At 43.2% G+C, this 20,000-nt stretch carries 15 protein-coding genes, 1 tRNA gene, 3 rRNA genes, 1 other RNA gene and 1 other annotated feature (1 of these 21 cut by a window edge); of the genes, 16 read left to right on the forward strand and 4 right to left on the reverse strand.

The window, feature by feature from the left end; genetic code table 11:
- Nucleotides 1-1,716 (forward strand): 23S ribosomal RNA (locus C0966_RS14300); it begins 1,217 nt to the left of the window's first position.
- A gap of 228 nt (nucleotides 1,717-1,944) precedes the next feature.
- Nucleotides 1,945-2,060: ribosomal RNA gene (gene rrf / locus C0966_RS14305) — 5S ribosomal RNA — on the forward strand.
- A gap of 697 nt (nucleotides 2,061-2,757) precedes the next feature.
- Here the strand turns inward: rrf and C0966_RS14310 are convergent.
- On the reverse strand, nucleotides 2,758-3,714 hold the full coding sequence (locus C0966_RS14310) for a YaaC family protein (RefSeq protein WP_274856408.1): 957 nt from the start codon (nucleotides 3,712-3,714) through the stop codon (nucleotides 2,758-2,760).
- A gap of 112 nt (nucleotides 3,715-3,826) precedes the next feature.
- On the opposite strand from C0966_RS14310, the gene guaB reads away from it, so the two are divergent.
- The 6 genes from guaB to C0966_RS14340 all read left to right on the forward strand — a co-directional run bounded on the left by guaB (nucleotide 3,827) and on the right by C0966_RS14340 (nucleotide 10,293).
- Nucleotides 3,827-5,293, forward strand: a complete 1,467-nt coding sequence (guaB, locus tag C0966_RS14315; RefSeq protein ID WP_274856409.1) for an IMP dehydrogenase — start codon at nucleotides 3,827-3,829, stop codon at nucleotides 5,291-5,293.
- Between the two features lie 230 nt (nucleotides 5,294-5,523).
- Nucleotides 5,524-6,834: a D-alanyl-D-alanine carboxypeptidase family protein gene (locus tag C0966_RS14320; protein WP_425535958.1), complete on the forward strand. Its 1,311-nt coding sequence runs from the start codon at nucleotides 5,524-5,526 to the stop codon at nucleotides 6,832-6,834.
- A gap of 149 nt (nucleotides 6,835-6,983) precedes the next feature.
- A complete protein-coding gene (gene pdxS / locus C0966_RS14325; protein ID WP_274856411.1) occupies nucleotides 6,984-7,865 on the forward strand; it encodes a pyridoxal 5'-phosphate synthase lyase subunit PdxS in 882 nt (293 codons plus the stop codon).
- A gap of 11 nt (nucleotides 7,866-7,876) precedes the next feature.
- Nucleotides 7,877-8,467, forward strand: coding sequence for a pyridoxal 5'-phosphate synthase glutaminase subunit PdxT (pdxT, locus tag C0966_RS14330; RefSeq protein ID WP_274856412.1), 591 nt, complete (start codon nucleotides 7,877-7,879; stop codon nucleotides 8,465-8,467).
- A gap of 59 nt (nucleotides 8,468-8,526) precedes the next feature.
- Nucleotides 8,527-8,744 (forward strand) — a binding site (T-box leader).
- A 78-nt stretch (nucleotides 8,745-8,822) separates the two neighbouring features.
- Nucleotides 8,823-10,106 carry a serine--tRNA ligase gene (gene serS, locus C0966_RS14335; protein WP_274856413.1) on the forward strand — a complete coding sequence of 428 codons (1,284 nt, stop codon included), beginning with the start codon at nucleotides 8,823-8,825 and terminating at the stop codon, nucleotides 10,104-10,106.
- A gap of 94 nt (nucleotides 10,107-10,200) precedes the next feature.
- Nucleotides 10,201-10,293, forward strand: a tRNA-Ser gene (locus C0966_RS14340).
- 162 nt (nucleotides 10,294-10,455) lie between these two features.
- On the opposite strand, the gene C0966_RS14345 is transcribed toward C0966_RS14340, so the two are convergent.
- The 3 genes from C0966_RS14345 to C0966_RS14355 all read right to left on the reverse strand — a co-directional run bounded on the left by C0966_RS14345 (nucleotide 10,456) and on the right by C0966_RS14355 (nucleotide 13,376).
- Nucleotides 10,456-11,124 (reverse strand): deoxynucleoside kinase, encoded by a 669-nt coding sequence (locus tag C0966_RS14345; protein WP_274856414.1) that lies wholly within the window; start codon nucleotides 11,122-11,124, stop codon nucleotides 10,456-10,458.
- Nucleotides 11,102-11,761 (reverse strand): deoxynucleoside kinase, encoded by a 660-nt coding sequence (locus C0966_RS14350; protein ID WP_274856415.1) that lies wholly within the window; start codon nucleotides 11,759-11,761, stop codon nucleotides 11,102-11,104. The genes C0966_RS14345 and C0966_RS14350 overlap by 23 nt, the downstream gene beginning before the upstream one ends.
- Before the next feature lie 325 nt (nucleotides 11,762-12,086).
- Entirely contained in the window at nucleotides 12,087-13,376 is a 1,290-nt protein-coding gene (locus tag C0966_RS14355; RefSeq protein ID WP_274856416.1) for a glycoside hydrolase family 18 protein, read from the reverse strand.
- A 218-nt stretch (nucleotides 13,377-13,594) separates the two neighbouring features.
- Here C0966_RS14355 and tadA point away from each other — a divergent pair, with 218 nt between their 5' ends.
- From tadA to C0966_RS14395, 8 genes are all read left to right on the forward strand, one after another.
- Nucleotides 13,595-14,125: a tRNA adenosine(34) deaminase TadA gene (tadA, locus tag C0966_RS14360; protein ID WP_274856417.1), complete on the forward strand. Its 531-nt coding sequence runs from the start codon at nucleotides 13,595-13,597 to the stop codon at nucleotides 14,123-14,125.
- Nucleotides 14,126-14,203: 78 nt separating this feature from the next.
- Nucleotides 14,204-14,468, forward strand: an RNA gene (ffs, locus tag C0966_RS14365) — signal recognition particle sRNA large type.
- 162 nt (nucleotides 14,469-14,630) lie between these two features.
- Complete coding sequence (gene dnaX / locus C0966_RS14370) at nucleotides 14,631-16,325, forward strand: DNA polymerase III subunit gamma/tau (protein ID WP_274856418.1); 1,695 nt, start codon at nucleotides 14,631-14,633, stop codon at nucleotides 16,323-16,325.
- Between the two features lie 16 nt (nucleotides 16,326-16,341).
- Nucleotides 16,342-16,662, forward strand: coding sequence for a YbaB/EbfC family nucleoid-associated protein (locus C0966_RS14375; protein ID WP_274856419.1), 321 nt, complete (start codon nucleotides 16,342-16,344; stop codon nucleotides 16,660-16,662).
- Between the two features lie 15 nt (nucleotides 16,663-16,677).
- The gene (gene recR / locus C0966_RS14380) at nucleotides 16,678-17,274 is read left to right on the forward strand and encodes a recombination mediator RecR (RefSeq protein WP_274856420.1); all 597 of its coding nucleotides are present in this window, start codon (nucleotides 16,678-16,680) and stop codon (nucleotides 17,272-17,274) included.
- Between the two features lie 22 nt (nucleotides 17,275-17,296).
- Nucleotides 17,297-17,521 (forward strand): YaaL family protein, encoded by a 225-nt coding sequence (locus tag C0966_RS14385; protein WP_274856845.1) that lies wholly within the window; start codon nucleotides 17,297-17,299, stop codon nucleotides 17,519-17,521.
- Nucleotides 17,522-17,607: 86 nt separating this feature from the next.
- Complete coding sequence (locus C0966_RS14390; RefSeq protein ID WP_274856421.1) at nucleotides 17,608-17,871, forward strand: pro-sigmaK processing inhibitor BofA family protein; 264 nt, start codon at nucleotides 17,608-17,610, stop codon at nucleotides 17,869-17,871.
- A 542-nt stretch (nucleotides 17,872-18,413) separates the two neighbouring features.
- A 16S ribosomal RNA gene (locus tag C0966_RS14395) occupies nucleotides 18,414-19,964 on the forward strand.
- The last annotated feature ends 36 nt before the right edge of the window (nucleotides 19,965-20,000 follow it).

Below are 20,000 nucleotides of genomic sequence, written 5' to 3' on the forward strand. Positions count from 1 at the left end.
CGTTGGTGTCCGCGGTAGGAGAGCGTTCTAAGGGCGTTGAAGCTAGACCGCAAGGACTGGTGGAGCGCTTAGAAGTGAGAATGCCGGTATGAGTAGCGAAAGATGGGTGAGAATCCCATCCACCGAATGCCTAAGGTTTCCTGAGGAAGGCTCGTCCGCTCAGGGTTAGTCGGGACCTAAGCCGAGGCCGAAAGGCGTAGGCGATGGACAACAGGTTGATATTCCTGTACCACCTCTTTTCCGTTTGAGCAATGGGGGGACGCAGGAGGATAGGGCAAGCGCGCTGCTGGATTAGCGCGTCCAAGCAGTTAGGCCGCTAACGAGGCAAATCCCGTTAGCATGAGGCGGAGCTGTGACGGCGAGGGAAATGTAGTACCGAAGTTCCTGATTCCACACTGCCAAGAAAAGCCTCTAGCGAGGAAAAAGGTGCCCGTACCGCAAACCGACACAGGTAGGCGAGGAGAGAATCCTAAGGTGAGCGAGAGAACTCTCGTTAAGGAACTCGGCAAAATGACCCCGTAACTTCGGGAGAAGGGGTGCTTTTCTGGGTGCATAGCCCGGAAAAGCCGCAGTGAATAGGCCCAGGCGACTGTTTAGCAAAAACACAGGTCTCTGCGAAGCCGCAAGGCGAAGTATAGGGGCTGACGCCTGCCCGGTGCTGGAAGGTTAAGAGGAGGGGTTAGCTTACGCGAAGCTCTGAATCGAAGCCCCAGTAAACGGCGGCCGTAACTATAACGGTCCTAAGGTAGCGAAATTCCTTGTCGGGTAAGTTCCGACCCGCACGAAAGGCGTAACGATCTGGGCACTGTCTCAACGAGAGACTCGGTGAAATTATAGTACCTGTGAAGATGCAGGTTACCCGCGACAGGACGGAAAGACCCCGTGGAGCTTTACTGCAGCCTGATATTGAATTTTGGTACAGCTTGTACAGGATAGGTAGGAGCCTGAGAGACATGAGCGCCAGCTTGTGTGGAGGCGTCGGTGGGATACTACCCTGGCTGTATTGAAATTCTAACCCGCGCCCCTGATCGGGGCGGGAGACAGTGTCAGGTGGGCAGTTTGACTGGGGCGGTCGCCTCCTAAAAGGTAACGGAGGCGCCCAAAGGTTCCCTCAGAATGGTTGGAAATCATTCGCAGAGTGTAAAGGCAGAAGGGAGCTTGACTGCGAGACCTACAAGTCGAGCAGGGACGAAAGTCGGGCTTAGTGATCCGGTGGTTCCGCATGGAAGGGCCATCGCTCAACGGATAAAAGCTACCCCGGGGATAACAGGCTTATCTCCCCCAAGAGTCCACATCGACGGGGAGGTTTGGCACCTCGATGTCGGCTCATCGCATCCTGGGGCTGTAGTCGGTCCCAAGGGTTGGGCTGTTCGCCCATTAAAGCGGTACGCGAGCTGGGTTCAGAACGTCGTGAGACAGTTCGGTCCCTATCCGTCGCGGGCGCAGGAAATTTGAGAGGAGCTGTCCTTAGTACGAGAGGACCGGGATGGACGCACCGCTGGTGTACCAGTTGTCTTGCCAAAGGCATCGCTGGGTAGCTATGTGCGGAAGGGATAAGTGCTGAAAGCATCTAAGCATGAAGCCCCCCTCAAGATGAGATTTCCCATAGCGTCAAGCTAGTAAGATCCCTGAAAGATGATCAGGTTGATAGGTCTGAGGTGGAAGCGTGGCGACACGTGGAGCTGACAGATACTAATCGATCGAGGACTTAACCAAATAAGAAAGGTGGAGGCGACTGTTTAGCCTCGACAAGCGCTGGAGCTTCTGGCGGAAAAGTCCTTAAGACTTTGACAGAAGAAGCGAAGCGACCTCGAGAGGCTAGGAGCCGGAACCGGACACCAATAAAAAAGCGGAAGAAGCCCGCTGGATTAAAATGATGCTCATTGTTCTTCACTTCTTCATGCATTATCTAGTTTTGAGAGAATGAATTCTCAAGTAAATAAGCCTGGTGGCGATGGCGAGAAGGTCACACCCGTTCCCATACCGAACACGGAAGTTAAGCTTCTCAGCGCCGATGGTAGTTGGGGCATTGCCCCTGCGAGAGTAGGACGCTGCCAGGCAAAATGAAAGAACAACCAGTTTTGGTTGTTCTTTTTTGTATTTTGACGGTGATATTATCGAAAAAAGAGCCGTTTTTTAGCTGAAAGGTGGAAATAACACGTGATTTTTAGAGGTTTACTCCCTCTGAATTTTGCTCTTCGAAAGGTTATAAGTCTTTATTTCATTTTATGAGCCCTTATTTTGATATATGAGCCTTTATTTTTAGATATGAGCCTTCATTCTGATAAATGAGCCTTCGTTTTGATTTATGAGCCCTCGTACCGAAATATGAGCCTTCTCTCCGACAAATGATCCTTCATTCTGAAATATGAACTTTCAAACCGACAAATGAACCTTCAATCCGAAATATGAGCTTTCGTTCTGATCATGCGCCTTTATTCAGACATATGATCCTTTGCTCCGACAAATGATCCTTCGCCCATTCTTAGAGCTTATTCCCGTTTATGAGACGTCGAGTCAAGATATAACCCGTAGGTACTTATTAGCCGGCGACCTCCAATCTTGCCGAAATGTTATAAGGTAAACAGAGTTTCCTAACCTAATCTTAGCAAAACCTTCTTGGTTTACCTCCTTCTCTGTTTAACAAAAAATCCTTACATAACGCCATTGCAGAACTCTTTTTCATAATAAGCAACCATTTCGGAACCTATTCACAAGTCCTTCGGAGCCCGGCCCAATTCTAGCTCATATTCCAATTTACCTTTTGCTATTTAAAAACTGATAGATTAAAAATGGTGTCTTTTCCATCGAAATATTTAAAAACGATTGGATTAAAGGATAATCCTGATTGGGCATCATTTTGATCAGCTCGCTCCACCATTCTGTTTCATACCGTGAAATCATACTTAAGTTATATAAAAGTAAATAGTGAATAAGCAGTTCCGGAAAATGAAAAAGGCTGTTTTTTTTCAGAGGAAGCGAATAACACCCATCCCATAAGTTGAATTTTATAGGGGCAGGTTCATAATTAGATTTCATTTCAAGGTCTAGCTCGAAAAAATCTCCTTCCCGCTCGATAAATGAGGCTTGGACTGCTGACCGTGATTTATAAAATTCTATAAAACGATTTTCGGTCATGTGAAAAGAGTCAAGAATTTTCTTTGGGATAAGATAATGGCCATCTTGCATAGAAATTTTTAGAAAGGTTTCCTCCCCTCTGAACTGCATGAATAATTCGGAAAGTTCAGGTATTTGTTTCAATAAATCACCCATTGTTGCTTTATCGCCTTCCAAATGTTTCATGTGAAACATTTTTTCAACCATGAGCGGGAAAAGGCCGCTTCTTTGAAACTTTACTTCATCCTGAAAAAAACTGTAATGTTGTTTCTTCCGTTTTCGGGTTGATACTCCATGGGCGAGTACTGCTGTTGTTTCTGGATAATTCGGGTCCGTTGTTAAAATACACGCTTTTATTAGGTGAATGAGTCCGTAAAATAATAAAACCGGCTTGATCATTAGCGGAGATTTATCTGCTTGTTCATAATAAACTTTGGCGTGTTCTAAATAATAAAGAAAGCGGTAACAGTTCTCATAGCTCTTTTGTTCTGGGTTTTCAATTTGCAATTCATTGTAATTTTTCTTCAAAAAACTCTGTGTTGAAGAAGCAGAAAAAAAATAAGAAAAATTGTTCCAGTCTTTATAAGAAAATAACACGATTGAAACCTCCGATTTTTTAGAAAAATCAAACTTATTCCAGCATCCTTGACAGTATTTTAACCAATTGATAACCTACAAATAATATTTTCTTGTCCAGGGGGTAAATACTATGTGGGAAAATAAGTTTGTTAAAGAAGGGTTAACGTTTGATGATGTCCTTTTGATCCCGGCAAAATCTGAAGTGCTTCCCCGTGATGTGAATCTTCAAGTTGAATTGTCGGAAAAAATCAAATTGAATATTCCAATCATTAGTGCCGGCATGGATACAGTTACAGAAGCAGAATTAGCTATTGCCATGGCTCGGCAGGGAGGACTCGGGATTATTCATAAAAACATGTCAATTGAGCAGCAGGCAGATCAGGTAGATAAAGTAAAACGCTCAGAGAGCGGTGTCATAACAGATCCGTTTTTCTTGACTCCCGACCATCAAGTTTACGATGCAGAACACCTTATGGGTAAATATCGTATTTCCGGAGTTCCAATAGTAAATAATGAAAACGAACAAAAATTAGTTGGAATTATTACGAACCGTGATATGCGCTTTATCCAGGACTTTTCCATGAAAATATCAGATGTCATGACAAAAGAAAATCTTGTTACGGCACCAGTAGGTACTACTTTAACCGAAGCCGAAAAAATCCTTCAAAAGCATAAAATCGAAAAGCTCCCACTAGTAGACGAGAAAGGTGTATTAAAAGGCCTTATTACGATAAAGGATATTGAAAAAGTCATTGAGTTTCCAAACTCAGCAAAAGATGCAAAAGGAAGGCTTTTAGTAGGAGCTGCAGTCGGCGTAACGAAGGATACGATGATGCGGGTTGAAAAGCTTGTAAAGGCGAATGTTGATGTGATTGTGGTTGACACAGCTCATGGCCATTCAATAGGCGTATTAAATACGGTAAGAGAGATTCGGAATGCATATCCTGATTTAACGATCATTGCAGGAAATGTGGCCACTGCAGAAGGGACAAGAGATTTAATTGAAGCCGGGGCAGATATTGTAAAAGTAGGTATCGGACCGGGCTCTATCTGTACTACCCGTGTAGTGGCGGGTGTGGGTGTGCCTCAAATTACGGCTGTGTATGATTGTGCAACAGAAGCAAGAAAATATGGAAAAGCCGTTATCGCTGACGGAGGAATTAAGTTTTCCGGCGACATTGTAAAAGCTCTCGCAGCAGGCGGGCATGCCGTCATGCTTGGAAGCCTCCTGGCCGGTGTCTCCGAAAGCCCAGGGGAAACGGAAATATATCAAGGCCGCCGCTTTAAAGTATATCGGGGAATGGGCTCTGTAGCTGCAATGGAAAAAGGTTCAAAAGACCGTTATTTCCAAGAAGATAATAAAAAATTTGTACCGGAAGGAATTGAGGGGCGTGTTCCTTACAAAGGACCACTTGCAGATACTATTTATCAGTTAGTTGGAGGACTTCGGTCCGGTATGGGCTATTGCGGAGCAAAAGATCTTAAAGATTTAAGAGAAAATGCCCAGTTCATCCGTATGACCGGGGCCGGATTAAGAGAAAGCCATCCGCACAATATTCAAATTACTAAGGAAGCGCCAAATTACTCATTATCTTAATAACAAAGCGGGGAAGAAAATTTCTTCCCTCTTTTTTATTTTGAAAAATAGATCGTAATCATCTTGTTTCGACTGCTTATTTTTTGAATGATACATAAATTGGCAGAAATAATAGGTAATAACTCTGTCTATCCATCGGTATCGAGTTATGTTAAAATAACGAAAGTGTAATAAATCGTTGGAGGGGCATTACTGTGAACAAACATTTCTATCGTAAAACAGTTGCGATCATGATGGCCGCTCTGTTGTTCTTTGGCATTCTTTCGGGGAACAACAAAGCAGCAGCAGAAGATGCTTTAAATATTCATGCAGATGCTGCCATTCTAGTAGATGCAAAAACAGGAAAGATTTTATACGAAAAAAACCCTGATACTGTGCTTGGAATTGCCAGCATGACGAAAATGATGACAGAATATATTTTGCTAGAAGCGATAAAAGAAGGTAAGGTTAAATGGGAGCAGGAATACTCTGTCAGTGAATATGTATATAAACTTTCACAGGACCGTGCATTATCAAACGTTCCTTTACGGCGCGACGGCAAATACAAAGTACGTGAATTATATGAAGCAATGACAATTTATTCCGCGAATGGAGCGACTGCGGCGATTGCGGAAATCATTGCCGGTTCTGAAAAGAATTTTGTAAAAATGATGAATGAAAAAGCAAAAGAACTCGGATTGAAAGATTACAAGTTTGTTAATGCTACAGGTTTAAATAACCGTGATTTAAAAGGCCAGCATCCTGCAGGGGGCGCTGAAGAAGAAAATGTTATGTCTGCCCGGGCTACGGCAAAACTGGCTTTTCATTTAATTAATAAATTCCCTGAAGTATTAAAAACAGCAAGCACTCCATCTAAAAAGTTCAGGGAAGGTACAGACGACGAAATTAAGATGGACAACTGGAACTGGATGCTTCCTAGCCTTGTATATGGTTATGAAGGTGTGGACGGGCTTAAAACAGGTACGACTGATTTTGCCGGATATTGTTTTACCGGTACGGCAAGCCGTGATGGAAAACGATTCATTACCGTTGTTATGAATGCGAAAGATGCAAGCGGAAAAGGCGGTTATAAAGCACGATTTGATGAAACGAGAAAAATGTTTGATTATGCCTTTACCAATTTTAAAGAGGAAGAAATTGTTCCGAAAAATTATCAGGTAAAAGGAAAGAAGACTTTGCCGGTTGTGAAAGGGAAAGAAGATCAAGTTAAAATTCAAACGAAAGATGCCATTAAGATGGTTGTTAAGAACGGGGAAAAAGCAAACTATAAGCCGGTTTTAGTCATTGATAAAAAGAAATTAAATGAAAATGGCGAATTGACTGCTCCGATTAAAAAAGGCGAAAAAGTCGGCTATCTTACATTAGAGACTAAAAATGAAGATCTAGGCTTTTTAACGGAAAATGGAAAGATGAAAGTCGATGTTGTGGCTGCTGAAACCGTTGAAAAAGCAAACTGGTTTGTATTAATGATGCGCGGAATCGGCGGATTTTTCGGAGATGTATGGGGAAGCGTATCCTCTGCAGTAAAGGGATGGTTTTAATTACAAGGGTCTCTTGGTCTTGACAGGAGACCCTTTTTGGTGTTTATTTTCATTATGGAATATTTCCGATTCATATCGTTTAATTTTCCTTTTTTAAATAAGGAGTGTTAATACAACCCAGTCGTTGGGCACCATAAGGGGGAAGAAGAATGAAAACAGGTACAGATCGAGTGAAACGCGGAATGGCAGAAATGCAAAAAGGCGGCGTCATTATGGACGTTGTGAATGCTGAGCAGGCAAAAATTGCCGAAGAAGCCGGCGCTGTTGCAGTTATGGCTTTAGAACGCGTTCCTTCTGATATTCGTGCGGCCGGCGGTGTAGCCAGAATGGCTGATCCGCGCATTATTGAAGAAGTTATGAATGCAGTTTCCATTCCTGTAATGGCAAAAGCACGCATCGGCCATATTGTTGAGGCACGTGTGCTTGAGGCTATGGGAGTTGATTATATTGATGAAAGTGAAGTACTTACTCCTGCTGATGAAGAATTTCATCTAAATAAAAAAGAGTACACTGTTCCGTTTGTTTGCGGATGCCGTGATCTTGGCGAAGCAGCACGCCGCATTGGGGAAGGGGCTTCCATGCTTCGTACAAAAGGGGAACCCGGTACAGGAAATATTGTGGAAGCAGTGCGCCACATCCGTAAAGTAAATGCTCAAGTGCGCAAAGTTGTAGGCATGAGTGAGGACGAGCTTATGACAGAAGCTAAGCTTTTAGGAGCTCCTTATGAAGTCCTGTTAGAAATTAAGCGCCTTGGCCGTCTTCCGGTTGTTAACTTTGCGGCCGGCGGTGTTGCGACCCCTGCAGATGCTGCTTTAATGATGCAGCTTGGCGCGGATGGAGTGTTCGTTGGTTCCGGTATTTTTAAATCTGAAAATCCAGCCAAATATGCAAGAGCGATTGTTGAAGCGACAACTCATTATCAGGACTATGAGTTAATTGCTGAACTTTCAAAAGGATTAGGAACTCCGATGAAAGGCATTGAAATTTCTACATTAGCGCCTGAAGCTCGTATGCAAGAACGAGGCTGGTAAGGAGTAAGCAAATGATAAAAATTGGTGTATTAGGCTTGCAAGGCGCTGTTCGTGAACATGTCCGCTCGATCGAAGAGTCCGGTGCCGAAGCCGTCGTTATTAAGCGAAAAGAGCAACTGGCTGAAGTGGATGGGCTTATTCTTCCGGGTGGAGAAAGCACGACCATGCGCCGTTTAATTGACAAGTACGATTTTATGGATGAATTAAAAGAATTTGCCCGGCAAGGAAAACCAATGTTCGGAACTTGCGCAGGTTTGATTCTTTTAGCCAAAAAAATTGTCGGCTATGACGAGCCTCATATTGGAGTTATGGATGTCGTAGTTGAGCGCAATTCTTTTGGGCGTCAGCGAGAAAGTTTTGAAGCTGAACTTGATATTGCCGGGGTTGCAGAAGATTTTACAGCTGTATTCATTCGAGCTCCTCATATTGTGGAAGCCGGGGAAAATGTTGAAATTCTTTCTAAACACAATGGCCGTATTGTAGCAGCAAGGGATGGGCGGTTTCTTGGATGTTCATTCCACCCAGAGTTAACAGATGACAACCGTTTCACACAATATTTTATTAATATGGTGAAAGAAGCTAAAGAAACTCAACCCGTATAAAGTGGTTGCAGCATACTCATAATTATAGTACATTATGAATTGATAAAAATTTTTAATAAGCTAAAGCAATGAGAGGAACTAGTAGCAGCTTGAAATTCTCAAGAGAGCCGGTGGCTGGTGTGAACCGGTGAATGAAAGTTGTGAATCCGTCCTTGAGCAAAGTATGGAACGCCTTAAGGCTAGTAAATACTTTCGGTTTCAGCCGTTATCTATAGAAGTGGAAGGCAAAGTATTGCCTTCAACTAGGGTGGCAACGCGGGTAACTCTCGTCCCTTTTTTGGGGACGGGAGTTTTTTATTTAGGTTAATTGGTGTCTTGATTCATTAAAGCAAATATTTTAAAGGAGGTTTTTTATATGCTTGATTTAAAATATTTAAGAGCAAATTTTGCGGAAGTAAAAAAATTGCTCCAGCACCGTGGTGAAGATTTAACCGATTTAGGGAAATTTGAAGAGCTGGATCAAAAGCGACGCGAGCTGATTGTTGAAAGTGAACAGCTAAAAAGCAAGCGCAATGAAGTATCACAGCAGATTGCACTTCTTAAACGGGAAAAAAAGGATGCAGACCATCTTATTAAAGAGATGAGAGAAGTTGGTGATAAGATTAAAGCATTAGACGATGAACTTCGAACAGTGGAAGAAACACTGGAAAAACTTTTGTTAAGCATCCCGAATATTCCTCATGAAAGCGTTCCTGTAGGGGAATCAGAAGATGACAACGTAGAAGTTCGCAAATGGGGAGAAGTTCCGCAATTTCATTTTGAAGTGAAACCGCACTGGGAGATTGCCGACCACCTTGGAATCCTTGATTTTGAGCGCGCCGGGAAAGTAACCGGAAGCCGCTTTGTTTTCTATAAAAAATTGGGTGCCCGCTTGGAGCGAGCTTTGTTTAACTTTATGCTTGATCTTCATACAGAAGAACATGGGTATCAGGAAGTTCTTCCGCCATATTTGGTCAATCGCGCCAGTATGACAGGAACAGGCCAGCTTCCTAAGTTTGAAGAAGATGCTTTCTTAATTGAAAGTGAAGATTATTTCTTAATTCCGACAGCAGAAGTGCCTGTAACGAATTTGCATCGCGATGAAATTTTAAATGCGGATGACCTCCCAATTAATTATGCAGCATTCAGTGCATGTTTCCGTTCTGAAGCGGGTTCTGCGGGACGTGATACACGCGGTTTGATCCGCCAGCATCAATTTAATAAAGTAGAGCTCGTAAAATTTGTAAAGCCTGAAGATTCTTATGAAGAATTGGAAAAACTGACAGCTCATGCGGAAAAAGTCTTGCAATTGCTTGGTTTGCCATACCGTGTTATGAGCATGTGTACAGGAGATTTAGGATTTACTGCCGCAAAGAAATATGATATTGAAGTTTGGTTGCCAAGCTATAATACGTACCGTGAAATTTCTTCTTGCAGTAATTTTGAGGCTTTCCAAGCTCGCCGAGCAAATATTCGTTTCCGCCGCGACCCGAAAGCAAAACCGGAGCATGTGCATACATTAAACGGTTCAGGGCTTGCGATTGGAAGAACGGTAGCAGCCATTTTGGAAAACTATCAGCAAGAAGACGGAACGGTGATCATTCCGGAGGTGCTGCGTCCTTATATGGGCAACCGGGAAGTAATTGCTCCGAAAAACTAAGAACACTTCCGGGCGGGGAAACCCGCTCGGAAAAAATCTTTTTTTGATTGTTGACTTTTTAATAAGGCTATGCTATATTATTTGTTGTCGATATGGAGGAATACCCAAGTCTGGCTGAAGGGATCGGTCTTGAAAACCGACAGGGGTGTCAAAGCCCGCGGGGGTTCGAATCCCTCTTCCTCCACCATTATCGAATTTGTAATACCACTGCGCATAAAAATTGGAGATAAAAATTCGTTACACATGTTGTAACGAATTTTTTTTTGTACAAAAAACGAGCATGAGTTTAAACTCCCAACCCTAACATGGAAATAGCACAAAAAAAGAGTCGCCGTAAAAACAGCGGCTCTTATTTTTTATATAGCTGTGTCTGTTTTAAAACGTAGGAAATTCGTTCAACAATTGGTTCGATCGAACTTTCATCGTCAACAACATCATAATCGTTTATGTTTAAGCGGAGAACAGGGCATGCATTAAACGAGTTGATCCAATTTTCATAGCGTTCATGCATTTCTTTCCAATATTCAACCGGTGTTTGCTGTTCCATCGGCCGGCCCCGTTCTTTTATGCGGGTTAATATATCATCAAGAGAACCTTCAAGATAAATTAATAAATCCGGGTGTGGAAAGTATGGAGTCATCACCATCGCTTCAAACAAGCTTCTATATGTCTCATAATCTACCTTTGACATTGTTCCTTTTTCATAATGCATCCTTGCAAAAATACCGGTATCTTCATAGATGGATCTGTCCTGAACAAAACCGCCTCCGTATTCGAAGATTCGTTTTTGCTCTTTGAATCGTTCCGCCAGAAAATAGATTTGCAAATGGAAGCTCCAGCGTTTAAAATCAGCGTAAAATTTATCTAAATAAGGATTTGTTTCTACTTTTTCAAAAGAGGTTCGGAACCCTAAAGCATTTGCCAAGGCTCTTGTCATCGTCGATTTGCCGACCCCAACCGTTCCGGCTATCGTAATGACTGCATTGGACGGTATATTATATTTCGTTCGAAGTTCCATGTTCGCAGACTCCTTTTTTCAGTGTTGTCGATAATTTTTCAATAATATAGTTCAAATCGTCCGGGTTATTTACAAAATCCAGTTCATCGCCATTGAATTGTAAAACTGGAATGTCGGGGTTTTGTTTTTCAAAGCTGTTTATGGCATTTTCGTAATCGATGGATAATTGCTCTAAATATAACGGGCTAATATTTTTTTCAATTTCGCGCCCTCTTATTTTTATTCTTTTTAGAAGAGTATCAAGACTTGCACGCAAATAAATAATGACATTTGGTTTTGGCATATCTTCTGTTAAGATTTGATAAATCTTCAAATACTTTTGATACTCCTGATTGCTTAATGTTCGTTGTGCAAAAATAAGGTTTTTAAATATATGGTAATCGGCTACTACCGGTTTCTTGTTCTTGAGATAATGGGCATTAATGTCATTCAGCTGTTTATAGCGGTTGCAGAGAAAAAACATTTCTGTTTGAAAACTCCACTCCTCAATGTTTTCATAAAATTTACCGAGGAAAGGATTTTCGTCAACGATTTCTTTCAATAATGCGAACTGAAAATGTTCGGAAATCGCTTTTGCAAGAGATGTTTTTCCTACGCCAATCGGCCCTTCAACAGTTATAAATGGCGTTCCCCCCACAGTTTGTCCCCCTTCTCTTTACTTACTTCCATAGGCTCTTCTAAAGATTGTTGTATTTAAAACCCGTGAGTTGTTTGATGTTTGTTCCCGCATAAATCAAAGCGTGCATTCACGATCATTTGGAAATCTTCCAGATTTTCGTCTTCATTATAGAACAAATGTTCTTATGTTCACAATATAAAATATTCTTACATGCTGTCGTTCCAAATGACACAAAAAACATTTTAACACACTCTGGAGCGGAAGGGATATGGAATGGGAGAGGAAAAAAATAAAAGCTGCCGAAATTAGATTCGCAGCTTAGTTTGATCATTATTGAATTCTTTTAAGACGGCCGTTTTACGACATTAAAGTTATCTGTAATAAGCAGCCAATTTTGCGGAAACGACAGCCCTAATTTCCAATAGCTCATTCCTCTTAGTCTCAATTCTTTTATTAGATCGAATTTTGCTTGAATGGAACGGGCATCCTCAAACCATACTTCATGCCTCTTTCCTTCTTCATCTACATAACGAAAGAAGGGGGCCTGTGCTCTTGTATCATATTGAATAGGGACATTGTAACGGGCTGCAAGCTGGATTGCTTGCTGGGGGCTGACTGCTTTAGCGACGGTGCCTTCTACAAATGGCAGAGTCCAGTCGTAGCCATATAAATTTTGCCCCATTAGAATTTTTGAAGACGGCATCTCACTGACGGCATATTGAAGCACATTTCTGACAGGGCCAATCGGTGAGACAGCCATCGCCGGGCCTCCGCTATATCCCCATTCGTATGTCATTATTACGACAAAATCGACAATTTCTCCATGCGCCCTATAATCATGTGCTTCGTACCAGCGCCCCTTTTGATCTGCGCTTGTTTTAGGGGCAAGAGCAGTTGATATTAACCAGCCTTCCTGCTTAAAACGGTCACGCGCCTTTCGCAGGAAACGATTGTATGCTTCCCTGTCAGCAGGCCTTAAGTATTCAAAATCAAAGTGAATATCCCGGAACCCGTATTTTTTTGCTGTTGCGACGATATTATTTAAAAACCTATTTTGAATATCGATATCGTTTAATAAAATCCGGCCTAATTCATCGTTGAATTGGTCATTTTCTTGGTTTGTAATGACCATCATAAGCACATTGTTATTTGCACGGGCAATAGCCGGGAAATTATTTAACAGCGGTTCTTTTAGGGACCCGTCCCTCAATGCTTGAAAGCTGAATGGAGCCAGATAGGTTAAATAAGGCGCCGCTTCCCTTGCACTGTTTTCTAATTCCGGTGCAACAGACGTACCCCTTGGTTCTACATACCCATTAAATTCCCCTCTTGTTTTTGGCCCTTGGGGAATATAGAGGCGAAACCCAATTTGCAGCGGCTGATTAGGGGAAATACGGTTTACAGAAGCAAGTTGCTGCACGGAAATGTTAAATCTGCGGGAAATGGACCAGAGACTGTCGCCTGGCTGCACCCAGTAAAACCTTCCAATGATTGGGATCACTAATGTCTGTCCAACAACAAGGTTGTTTGGGTTTGGTATTTCGTTTGCTTCTATTAGGTCATTAACGGTTGTTCCGTATGTTTGGGCTATTTCGAATAATGTCTGATTTTGCCGGACTACATGAATTTGCATTCTCTTCCCTCCCTGAGAAATAAACGCTACAATCATCTTATGAGCATGTCAGGGAAGAAATAACGGTTAGGCGAAATTTTCTAAATTTGAAGGCGAATACCAGTATACAAAAATTTTTCATCTAATCAGCGCAGAAGACCCCCGTCCTCAACAGGGCGGGGAGGAGTGTGCAGGTAGTGGGGTGTTGGCTATGAAATCAAGCAAGAAGGGATTTAATCATGATTAATATTCGTGAACAAGATGAATATTTTATGAAACTGGCGATTGAGGAAGCGAAAATAGCAGAAAAAATGGAAGAAGTGCCGATTGGTGCTGTCATTGTATTGGATGGCAAAATCATTGCCCGGGCTCATAATTTGCGGGAAAAAAACCAGAACGCGATTGCCCACGCCGAGCTTCTTGCGATTGACCAGGCGTGCAAGGCACTCGGTACATGGAGGCTTGAGAATGCGGTGCTGTATGTTACGTTAGAGCCTTGTGCCATGTGTTCCGGTGCCATTATCCAATCAAGGATAAGCAAAGTGGTGTACGGCGCCAGTGATCCAAAGGGCGGTTGTGCCGGAACATTTATGAATTTGCTTCAGGACACTCGTTTTAATCATCAAAGTGAAGTGGTTGCAGGTGTTCTTGAACAAGAATGCGGACAACTGCTTTCAGCCTTTTTCCGAAAGATTCGTGAGAGGAAAAAGGCTGAGAAAGAACAGCGGAAAAACAGGCTGGCTGAAGATACAGGAATTGACAATGAATAAACATTGCTTTTTCCATTTAAAATTAGTATACTAATAAATGCGTCACATATGGCGCAACTTAATAAGGTATCAACTTTGCCGTGCTAAGCGGGGAGGTAGCGGTGCCCTGTACTCGCAATCCGCTCCAGCGAGGCTGAATTCCTTCCTTAGGCTGCCATACTGTAGGGTCTGCCTTAAGTAAGTGGTGTTGACGTCCGGGTCCTGCGCAATGGGAATCCATGAACCATGTCAGGTCCGGAAGGAAGCAGCATTAAGTGGACGCTCCCATGTGCCGCAGGGTTGCCTGGACCGAGCTAACTGCTTAAGTAACGCTTATGGGTGTCAGTCGACGGAAGGTGCACGGCAGTTATACATAAAACGACAACTCATCCTGTGTGCAGGATGAGTTTTTTGCGTTTATTATCGATTAATGTGCTTTTCTAATGAATTTGCAATTTCGTTTTGTAAAAGTGAAAATAAGTACGTTATAATAGGGAGGATACAAAATGGAAGGGGGCGGTGTCACTTGAGTTATCAAGCTTTATATCGTGTTTGGCGTCCACAGACTTTTCTTGACGTAGTCGGACAGGAACATGTGACGAAGACATTGCAAAACGCCCTGCTTCAGCAAAAAATCTCGCACGCTTATCTTTTTTCAGGACCCCGTGGAACAGGGAAAACGAGTGCAGCTAAAATTCTCGCAAAAGCTGTGAACTGTGAACGGGCGCCTGTTCAGGAACCGTGCAATGAATGCCCTGCCTGCAAAGGGATAACCGATGGTTCAATTCCTGATGTAATTGAAATTGATGCAGCGTCCAACAATGGGGTAGAAGAAATCCGTGATATTCGCGATAAAGTTAAATATGCACCGAGTGCTGTTAAATACAAAGTTTACATAGTAGACGAAGTGCATATGCTCTCCATCGGTGCGTTTAATGCGCTATTGAAGACTTTAGAGGAACCTCCGAAGCATGTTATTTTTATTTTGGCCACAACAGAGCCGCATAAGATTCCGCTAACAATTATTTCAAGATGCCAGCGGTTTGATTTTAAACGAATCACTGCAAAGGCGATTGTGAATAGAATGAAATTAATCGCCGATCAGACGGGTGTGGACTATGAAGAGGGGTCTTTAGAAGTCATCGCGAGAGCTGCAGAAGGCGGAATGAGGGACGCGCTAAGTTTGCTTGATCAGGCGATCTCTTTTAGCAGGGACCGCGTCACAGTTGAGGATGCATTAACGATAACCGGGTCTGTATCCCAAGGATTTTTAAATAAACTTGCCCGGGCAATATATGAAAAAGATGTGGCCAGCGGACTGGAAGCTTTAGAAGAATTGCTTTTTTCGGGAAAAGATCCCGTGAGATTTATTGAAGACTTGATTCACTATTATCGTGACATGCTGTTATACAAGGCAGCGCCCTCTCTTGAAGAATCGTTGGAAAGAGTCATGATTGATGAAGATTTTCTTGCGCTGGCAAATGAAATGAGTTCGGATATCATTTATGAGCTAATTGACACATTAAATAAAGCCCAGCAAGATATGCGCTGGACAAATCATCCGAAGATTTTTTTAGAGGTTGCGATCGTAAAGCTTTGCCAGCTTGAAAAACCGGCTTTCGATCAGCCATCACATGACGTTCAGAAGCTAATCAACCGGATTGAACAACTGGAAGATGAAATACGCCAACTGAAAGCAAATGGCATTTCTGTTGGCCAGGAACCTCAGAACGCTGTTCAAAATAAACCTCAAAGAAGCACGCGGAGAGGTTTTAAAGCACCGGTCGGAAGAATTAATGAAATTCTTAAACAGGCTACAAAACCGGATCTTCATGTCATAAAAAGCAGCTGGGGCGATATGCTTGATTCCCTAGTAGGCAGGCAAATGCGTTCCCAGGCAGCTTTATTAAACGAAGCTGAACCGGTGGCTGCGTCGAGTCATGCATTTATTATAAAATTTAAATATGAAATCCATTGCCAGATGGCGATGGAAAACGCCAAATTTTTAGAGGCGATCTCAGGGGTCCTTCAAGAACTAACGGGGAAAAGGTTTGAAATTGTAGGCGTACCTGAAGATCAGTGGTTTAAAATCCGAGAAGAATTTTTGCAAGGTAATCATACAGATGGGAAAGAAGATAGTTCGGAAGCGAAAGAAGAAGATCCGATTGTTGCCGAAGCCAAAAAGCTTTTTGGTGAAGAGTTAATTGAAATAAAAGAATAAATGGAGGGTTACAATTATGCGTGGTATGGGTAATATGCAAAATATGATGAAGCAAATGCAAAAAATGCAAAAGAAAATGGCACAAGCTCAAGAAGAATTGGGAGAAAAGAAAGTGGAAGGAACAGCCGGCGGCGGGATGGTAACAGTGATTGCAACCGGCCATAAAGAAATTGTAGAAGTAAAAATCAACCAAGAGGCAGTTGACCCTGATGATGTTGAAATGCTTGAAGATCTTGTGTTGGCGGCTGTAAATGATGCCTTGAAAAAAGCAGAAGAGTTAGCGAATGAAACAATGGGTCAATTTACAAAGGGACTAAACCTTCCGGGAATATTCTAGGAGGAATTTGTTACTATGCATTATCCGGAACCGATATCCAAGCTGATTGACAGCTTTATGAAATTGCCAGGGATCGGCCCGAAAACGGCCGCACGTCTGGCTTTTTTTGTACTGAGTATGAAAGAAGATACAGTCCTTGATTTTGCAAAAGCTTTAGTAAATGCGAAACGAAATTTATCATATTGCACTGTTTGCGGACATATTACTGATGAGGATCCTTGCTATATTTGTGAAGACCAGCGCAGAGACAGGAGCATCATTTGCGTGGTTCAGGACCCGAAAGATGTTATTGCAATGGAGAAGATGAAAGAATTTAATGGCCTTTATCACGTTCTTCATGGAGCAATTTCACCAATGGATGGGATTGGTCCTGAGGATATAAATATTTCGGATTTGCTGAAAAGACTTCAAGATGAAACTGTACAGGAAGTCATTTTAGCAACAAACCCGAATATTGAAGGGGAAGCAACCGCGATGTACATTTCAAGATTGTTAAAACCATCCGGGATTAAAATAACAAGAATCGCGCACGGACTTCCTGTCGGAGGAGACCTTGAATATGCAGATGAAGTAACATTATCAAAAGCCCTCGAAGGCCGAAGAGAAATATAGCTGATCGGGAGGGAAATGCGTGATGTTTTTTCGGCGACGACGAAAAGGATGGCTGCGCAAAGAATTTGATCAAAAGCTTATTTGCCAATTAGAAGAGTTAAAAAAACAATGGGAAAACCAAAAATCGCTGGTGGAAAAAAGTTTGGACCCTTCCGAAGATGTCATATGCCAGGCAAAACTTGCTGAAGCCAAGTATTTTTTTCTATTTAAAGAGGCGAAGCAAAGAAAGATTTCTATTAGGAAATAGATTAGAAGTCTTCCCCTTGGTCTTTTTTACAGTTAAAGACATATATTTTTAGTACAAGTTGTAAGTAAGAGGGGGATCTGAAGTAAGTGGAACCGATTGTTGTCATTTCCATTTTGGGTGCATTAATCATATTGCTTCTTTTTGCAGGGGCTCCTGTGAAACCTGTACGTTTTGTCGGGCAATTATTCATTAAAGTACTAATAGGGGCGCTTCTTTTATTTTTCTTAAATGCCTTCGGGAATCATTTTGGAATATATGTTCCGATTAATCTAGCAACTTCTGCGGTTTCCGGAATCCTAGGAATTCCCGGCTTGTGCGCGTTAGTTGTGATTCAAACATGGATATTATAAGGTGAAAAGCCGCTGTCAACATCAGCGGTTTTTTTATAAAAAAGATATTGACGACCCTATATAATGATGTTATTATATAAATCGTTGTCGCGAATAACGCGATCATAAAAAGATAAAAAAAGTTGTTGACATAACAACATGAAAATGTTATATTAAAAAAGTCGCCTATGAGCGATATGAAAAGAAATTAATATGAATTTCTTTAATAAATCTTAGTGATAGTTTTAAAAATTATTTAAATTGCTCCTGCGCCACAGAGTATTCGAAGATGCAAATCTTCAGCTCGTCGCAAGGTAGCATGAAGGGAATTCACTGATGTTCATCACGGTGTGATTGAAGTCAGTAACCTTGTTCTTTGAAAACTGAACAAACAAAAGCGTCAACAATTAAAAGTGGAGGCGACCGGTTAGCTTCGAAGGGCATTGGAGCTTCTGGCGGAAAAGTCCTTAAAGACTTTGACAGAAGAAGCGAAATGACCGAGAAGTTGGGAGCCGAAACTAGCCAGAGTTAATTCTATTATTTATGAGCTTATATCTTACTCTTTTTTGGAGAGTTTGATCCTGGCTCAGGACGAACGCTGGCGGCGTGCCTAATACATGCAAGTCGAGCGGACTGATGGGAGCTTGCTCCCTGAAGTCAGCGGCGGACGGGTGAGTAACACGTGGGCAACCTGCCTGTAAGACTGGGATAACTTCGGGAAACCGGAGCTAATACCGGATAATCCTCTTTCCCGCATGGGAAAGAGCTGAAAGATGGCTTCGGCTATCACTTACAGATGGGCCCGCGGCGCATTAGCTAGTTGGTGAGGTAACGGCTCACCAAGGCGACGATGCGTAGCCGACCTGAGAGGGTGATCGGCCACACTGGGACTGAGACACGGCCCAGACTCCTACGGGAGGCAGCAGTAGGGAATCTTCCGCAATGGACGAAAGTCTGACGGAGCAACGCCGCGTGAGCGAAGAAGGCCTTCGGGTCGTAAAGCTCTGTTGTCAGGGAAGAACAAGTACCGTTCGAATAGGGCGGTACCTTGACGGTACCTGACCAGAAAGCCACGGCTAACTACGTGCCAGCAGCCGCGGTAATACGTAGGTGGCAAGCGTTGTCCGGAATTATTGGGCGTAAAGCGCGCGCAGGCGGTTCCTTAAGTCTGATGTGAAAGCCCACGGCTCAACCGTGGAGGGTCATTGGAAACTGGGGAACTTGAGTGCAGAAGAGGAGAGCGGAATTCCACGTGTAGCGGTGAAATGCGTAGAGATGTGGAGGAACACCAGTGGCGAAGGCGGCTCTCTGGTCTGTAACTGACGCTGAGGCGCGAAAGCGTGGGGAGCAAACAGGATTAGATACCCTGGTAGTCCACGCCGTAAACGATGAGTGCTAAGTGTTAGAGGGTTTCCGCCCTTTAGTGCTGCAGCTAACGCATTAAGCACTCCGCCTGGGGAGTACGGCCGCAAGGCTGAAACTCAAAGGAATTGACGGGGGCCCGCACAAGCGGTGGAGCATGTGGTTTAATTCGAAGCAACGCGAAGAACCTTACCAGGTCTTGACATCCTCTGACAATCCTGGAGACAGGACGTTCCCCTTCGGGGGACAGAGTGACAGGTGGTGCATGGTTGTCGTCAGCTCGTGTCGTGAGATGTTGGGTTAAGTCCCGCAACGAGCGCAACCCTTGACCTTAGTTGCCAGCATTCAGTTGGGCACTCTAAGGTGACTGCCGGTGACAAACCGGAGGAAGGTGGGGATGACGTCAAATCATCATGCCCCTTATGACCTGGGCTACACACGTGCTACAATGGATGGTACAAAGGGCTGCGAGACCGCGAGGTTGAGCCAATCCCAAAAAACCATTCTCAGTTCGGATTGCAGGCTGCAACTCGCCTGCATGAAGCCGGAATCGCTAGTAATCGCGGATCAGCATGCCGCGGTGAATACGTTCCCGGGCCTTGTACACACCGCCCGTCACACCACGAGAGTCTGTAACACCCGAAGTCGGTGAGGTAACCGTAAGGAGCCAGCCGCCTAAGGTGGGACAGATGATTGGGGTGAAGTCGTAACAAGGTAGCCGTATCGGAAGGTGCGGCTGGATCACCTCCTTTCTAAGGATTATTCGAAAAGCGAAGGCGACTGTTTAG

Origin of the sequence: Bacillus methanolicus (genome assembly GCF_028888695.1) — a bacterium.
Taxonomy (GTDB): domain Bacteria; phylum Bacillota; class Bacilli; order Bacillales; family Cytobacillaceae; genus Bacillus_Z; species Bacillus_Z methanolicus_B.

What these genes read in the sequence shown, in the direction of transcription:
- guaB (WP_274856409.1), top strand. Translation starts at nt 3,827, where the DNA reads ATGTGGGAAAATAAGTTTGTTAAAGAAGGGTTAACGTTTGATGATGTC.
- C0966_RS14320 (WP_425535958.1), top strand. Translation starts at nt 5,524, where the DNA reads ATGATGGCCGCTCTGTTGTTCTTTGGCATTCTTTCGGGGAACAACAAA.
- pdxS (WP_274856411.1), top strand. Translation starts at nt 6,984, where the DNA reads ATGAAAACAGGTACAGATCGAGTGAAACGCGGAATGGCAGAAATGCAA.
- pdxT (WP_274856412.1), top strand. Translation starts at nt 7,877, where the DNA reads ATGATAAAAATTGGTGTATTAGGCTTGCAAGGCGCTGTTCGTGAACAT.
- serS (WP_274856413.1), top strand. Translation starts at nt 8,823, where the DNA reads ATGCTTGATTTAAAATATTTAAGAGCAAATTTTGCGGAAGTAAAAAAA.
- C0966_RS14345 (WP_274856414.1), bottom strand. Translation starts at nt 11,124, where the DNA reads ATGGAACTTCGAACGAAATATAATATACCGTCCAATGCAGTCATTACG.
- C0966_RS14355 (WP_274856416.1), bottom strand. Translation starts at nt 13,376, where the DNA reads ATGCAAATTCATGTAGTCCGGCAAAATCAGACATTATTCGAAATAGCC.
- tadA (WP_274856417.1), top strand. Translation starts at nt 13,595, where the DNA reads ATGATTAATATTCGTGAACAAGATGAATATTTTATGAAACTGGCGATT.
- C0966_RS14375 (WP_274856419.1), top strand. Translation starts at nt 16,342, where the DNA reads ATGCGTGGTATGGGTAATATGCAAAATATGATGAAGCAAATGCAAAAA.
- recR (WP_274856420.1), top strand. Translation starts at nt 16,678, where the DNA reads ATGCATTATCCGGAACCGATATCCAAGCTGATTGACAGCTTTATGAAA.
- C0966_RS14385 (WP_274856845.1), top strand. Translation starts at nt 17,297, where the DNA reads ATGTTTTTTCGGCGACGACGAAAAGGATGGCTGCGCAAAGAATTTGAT.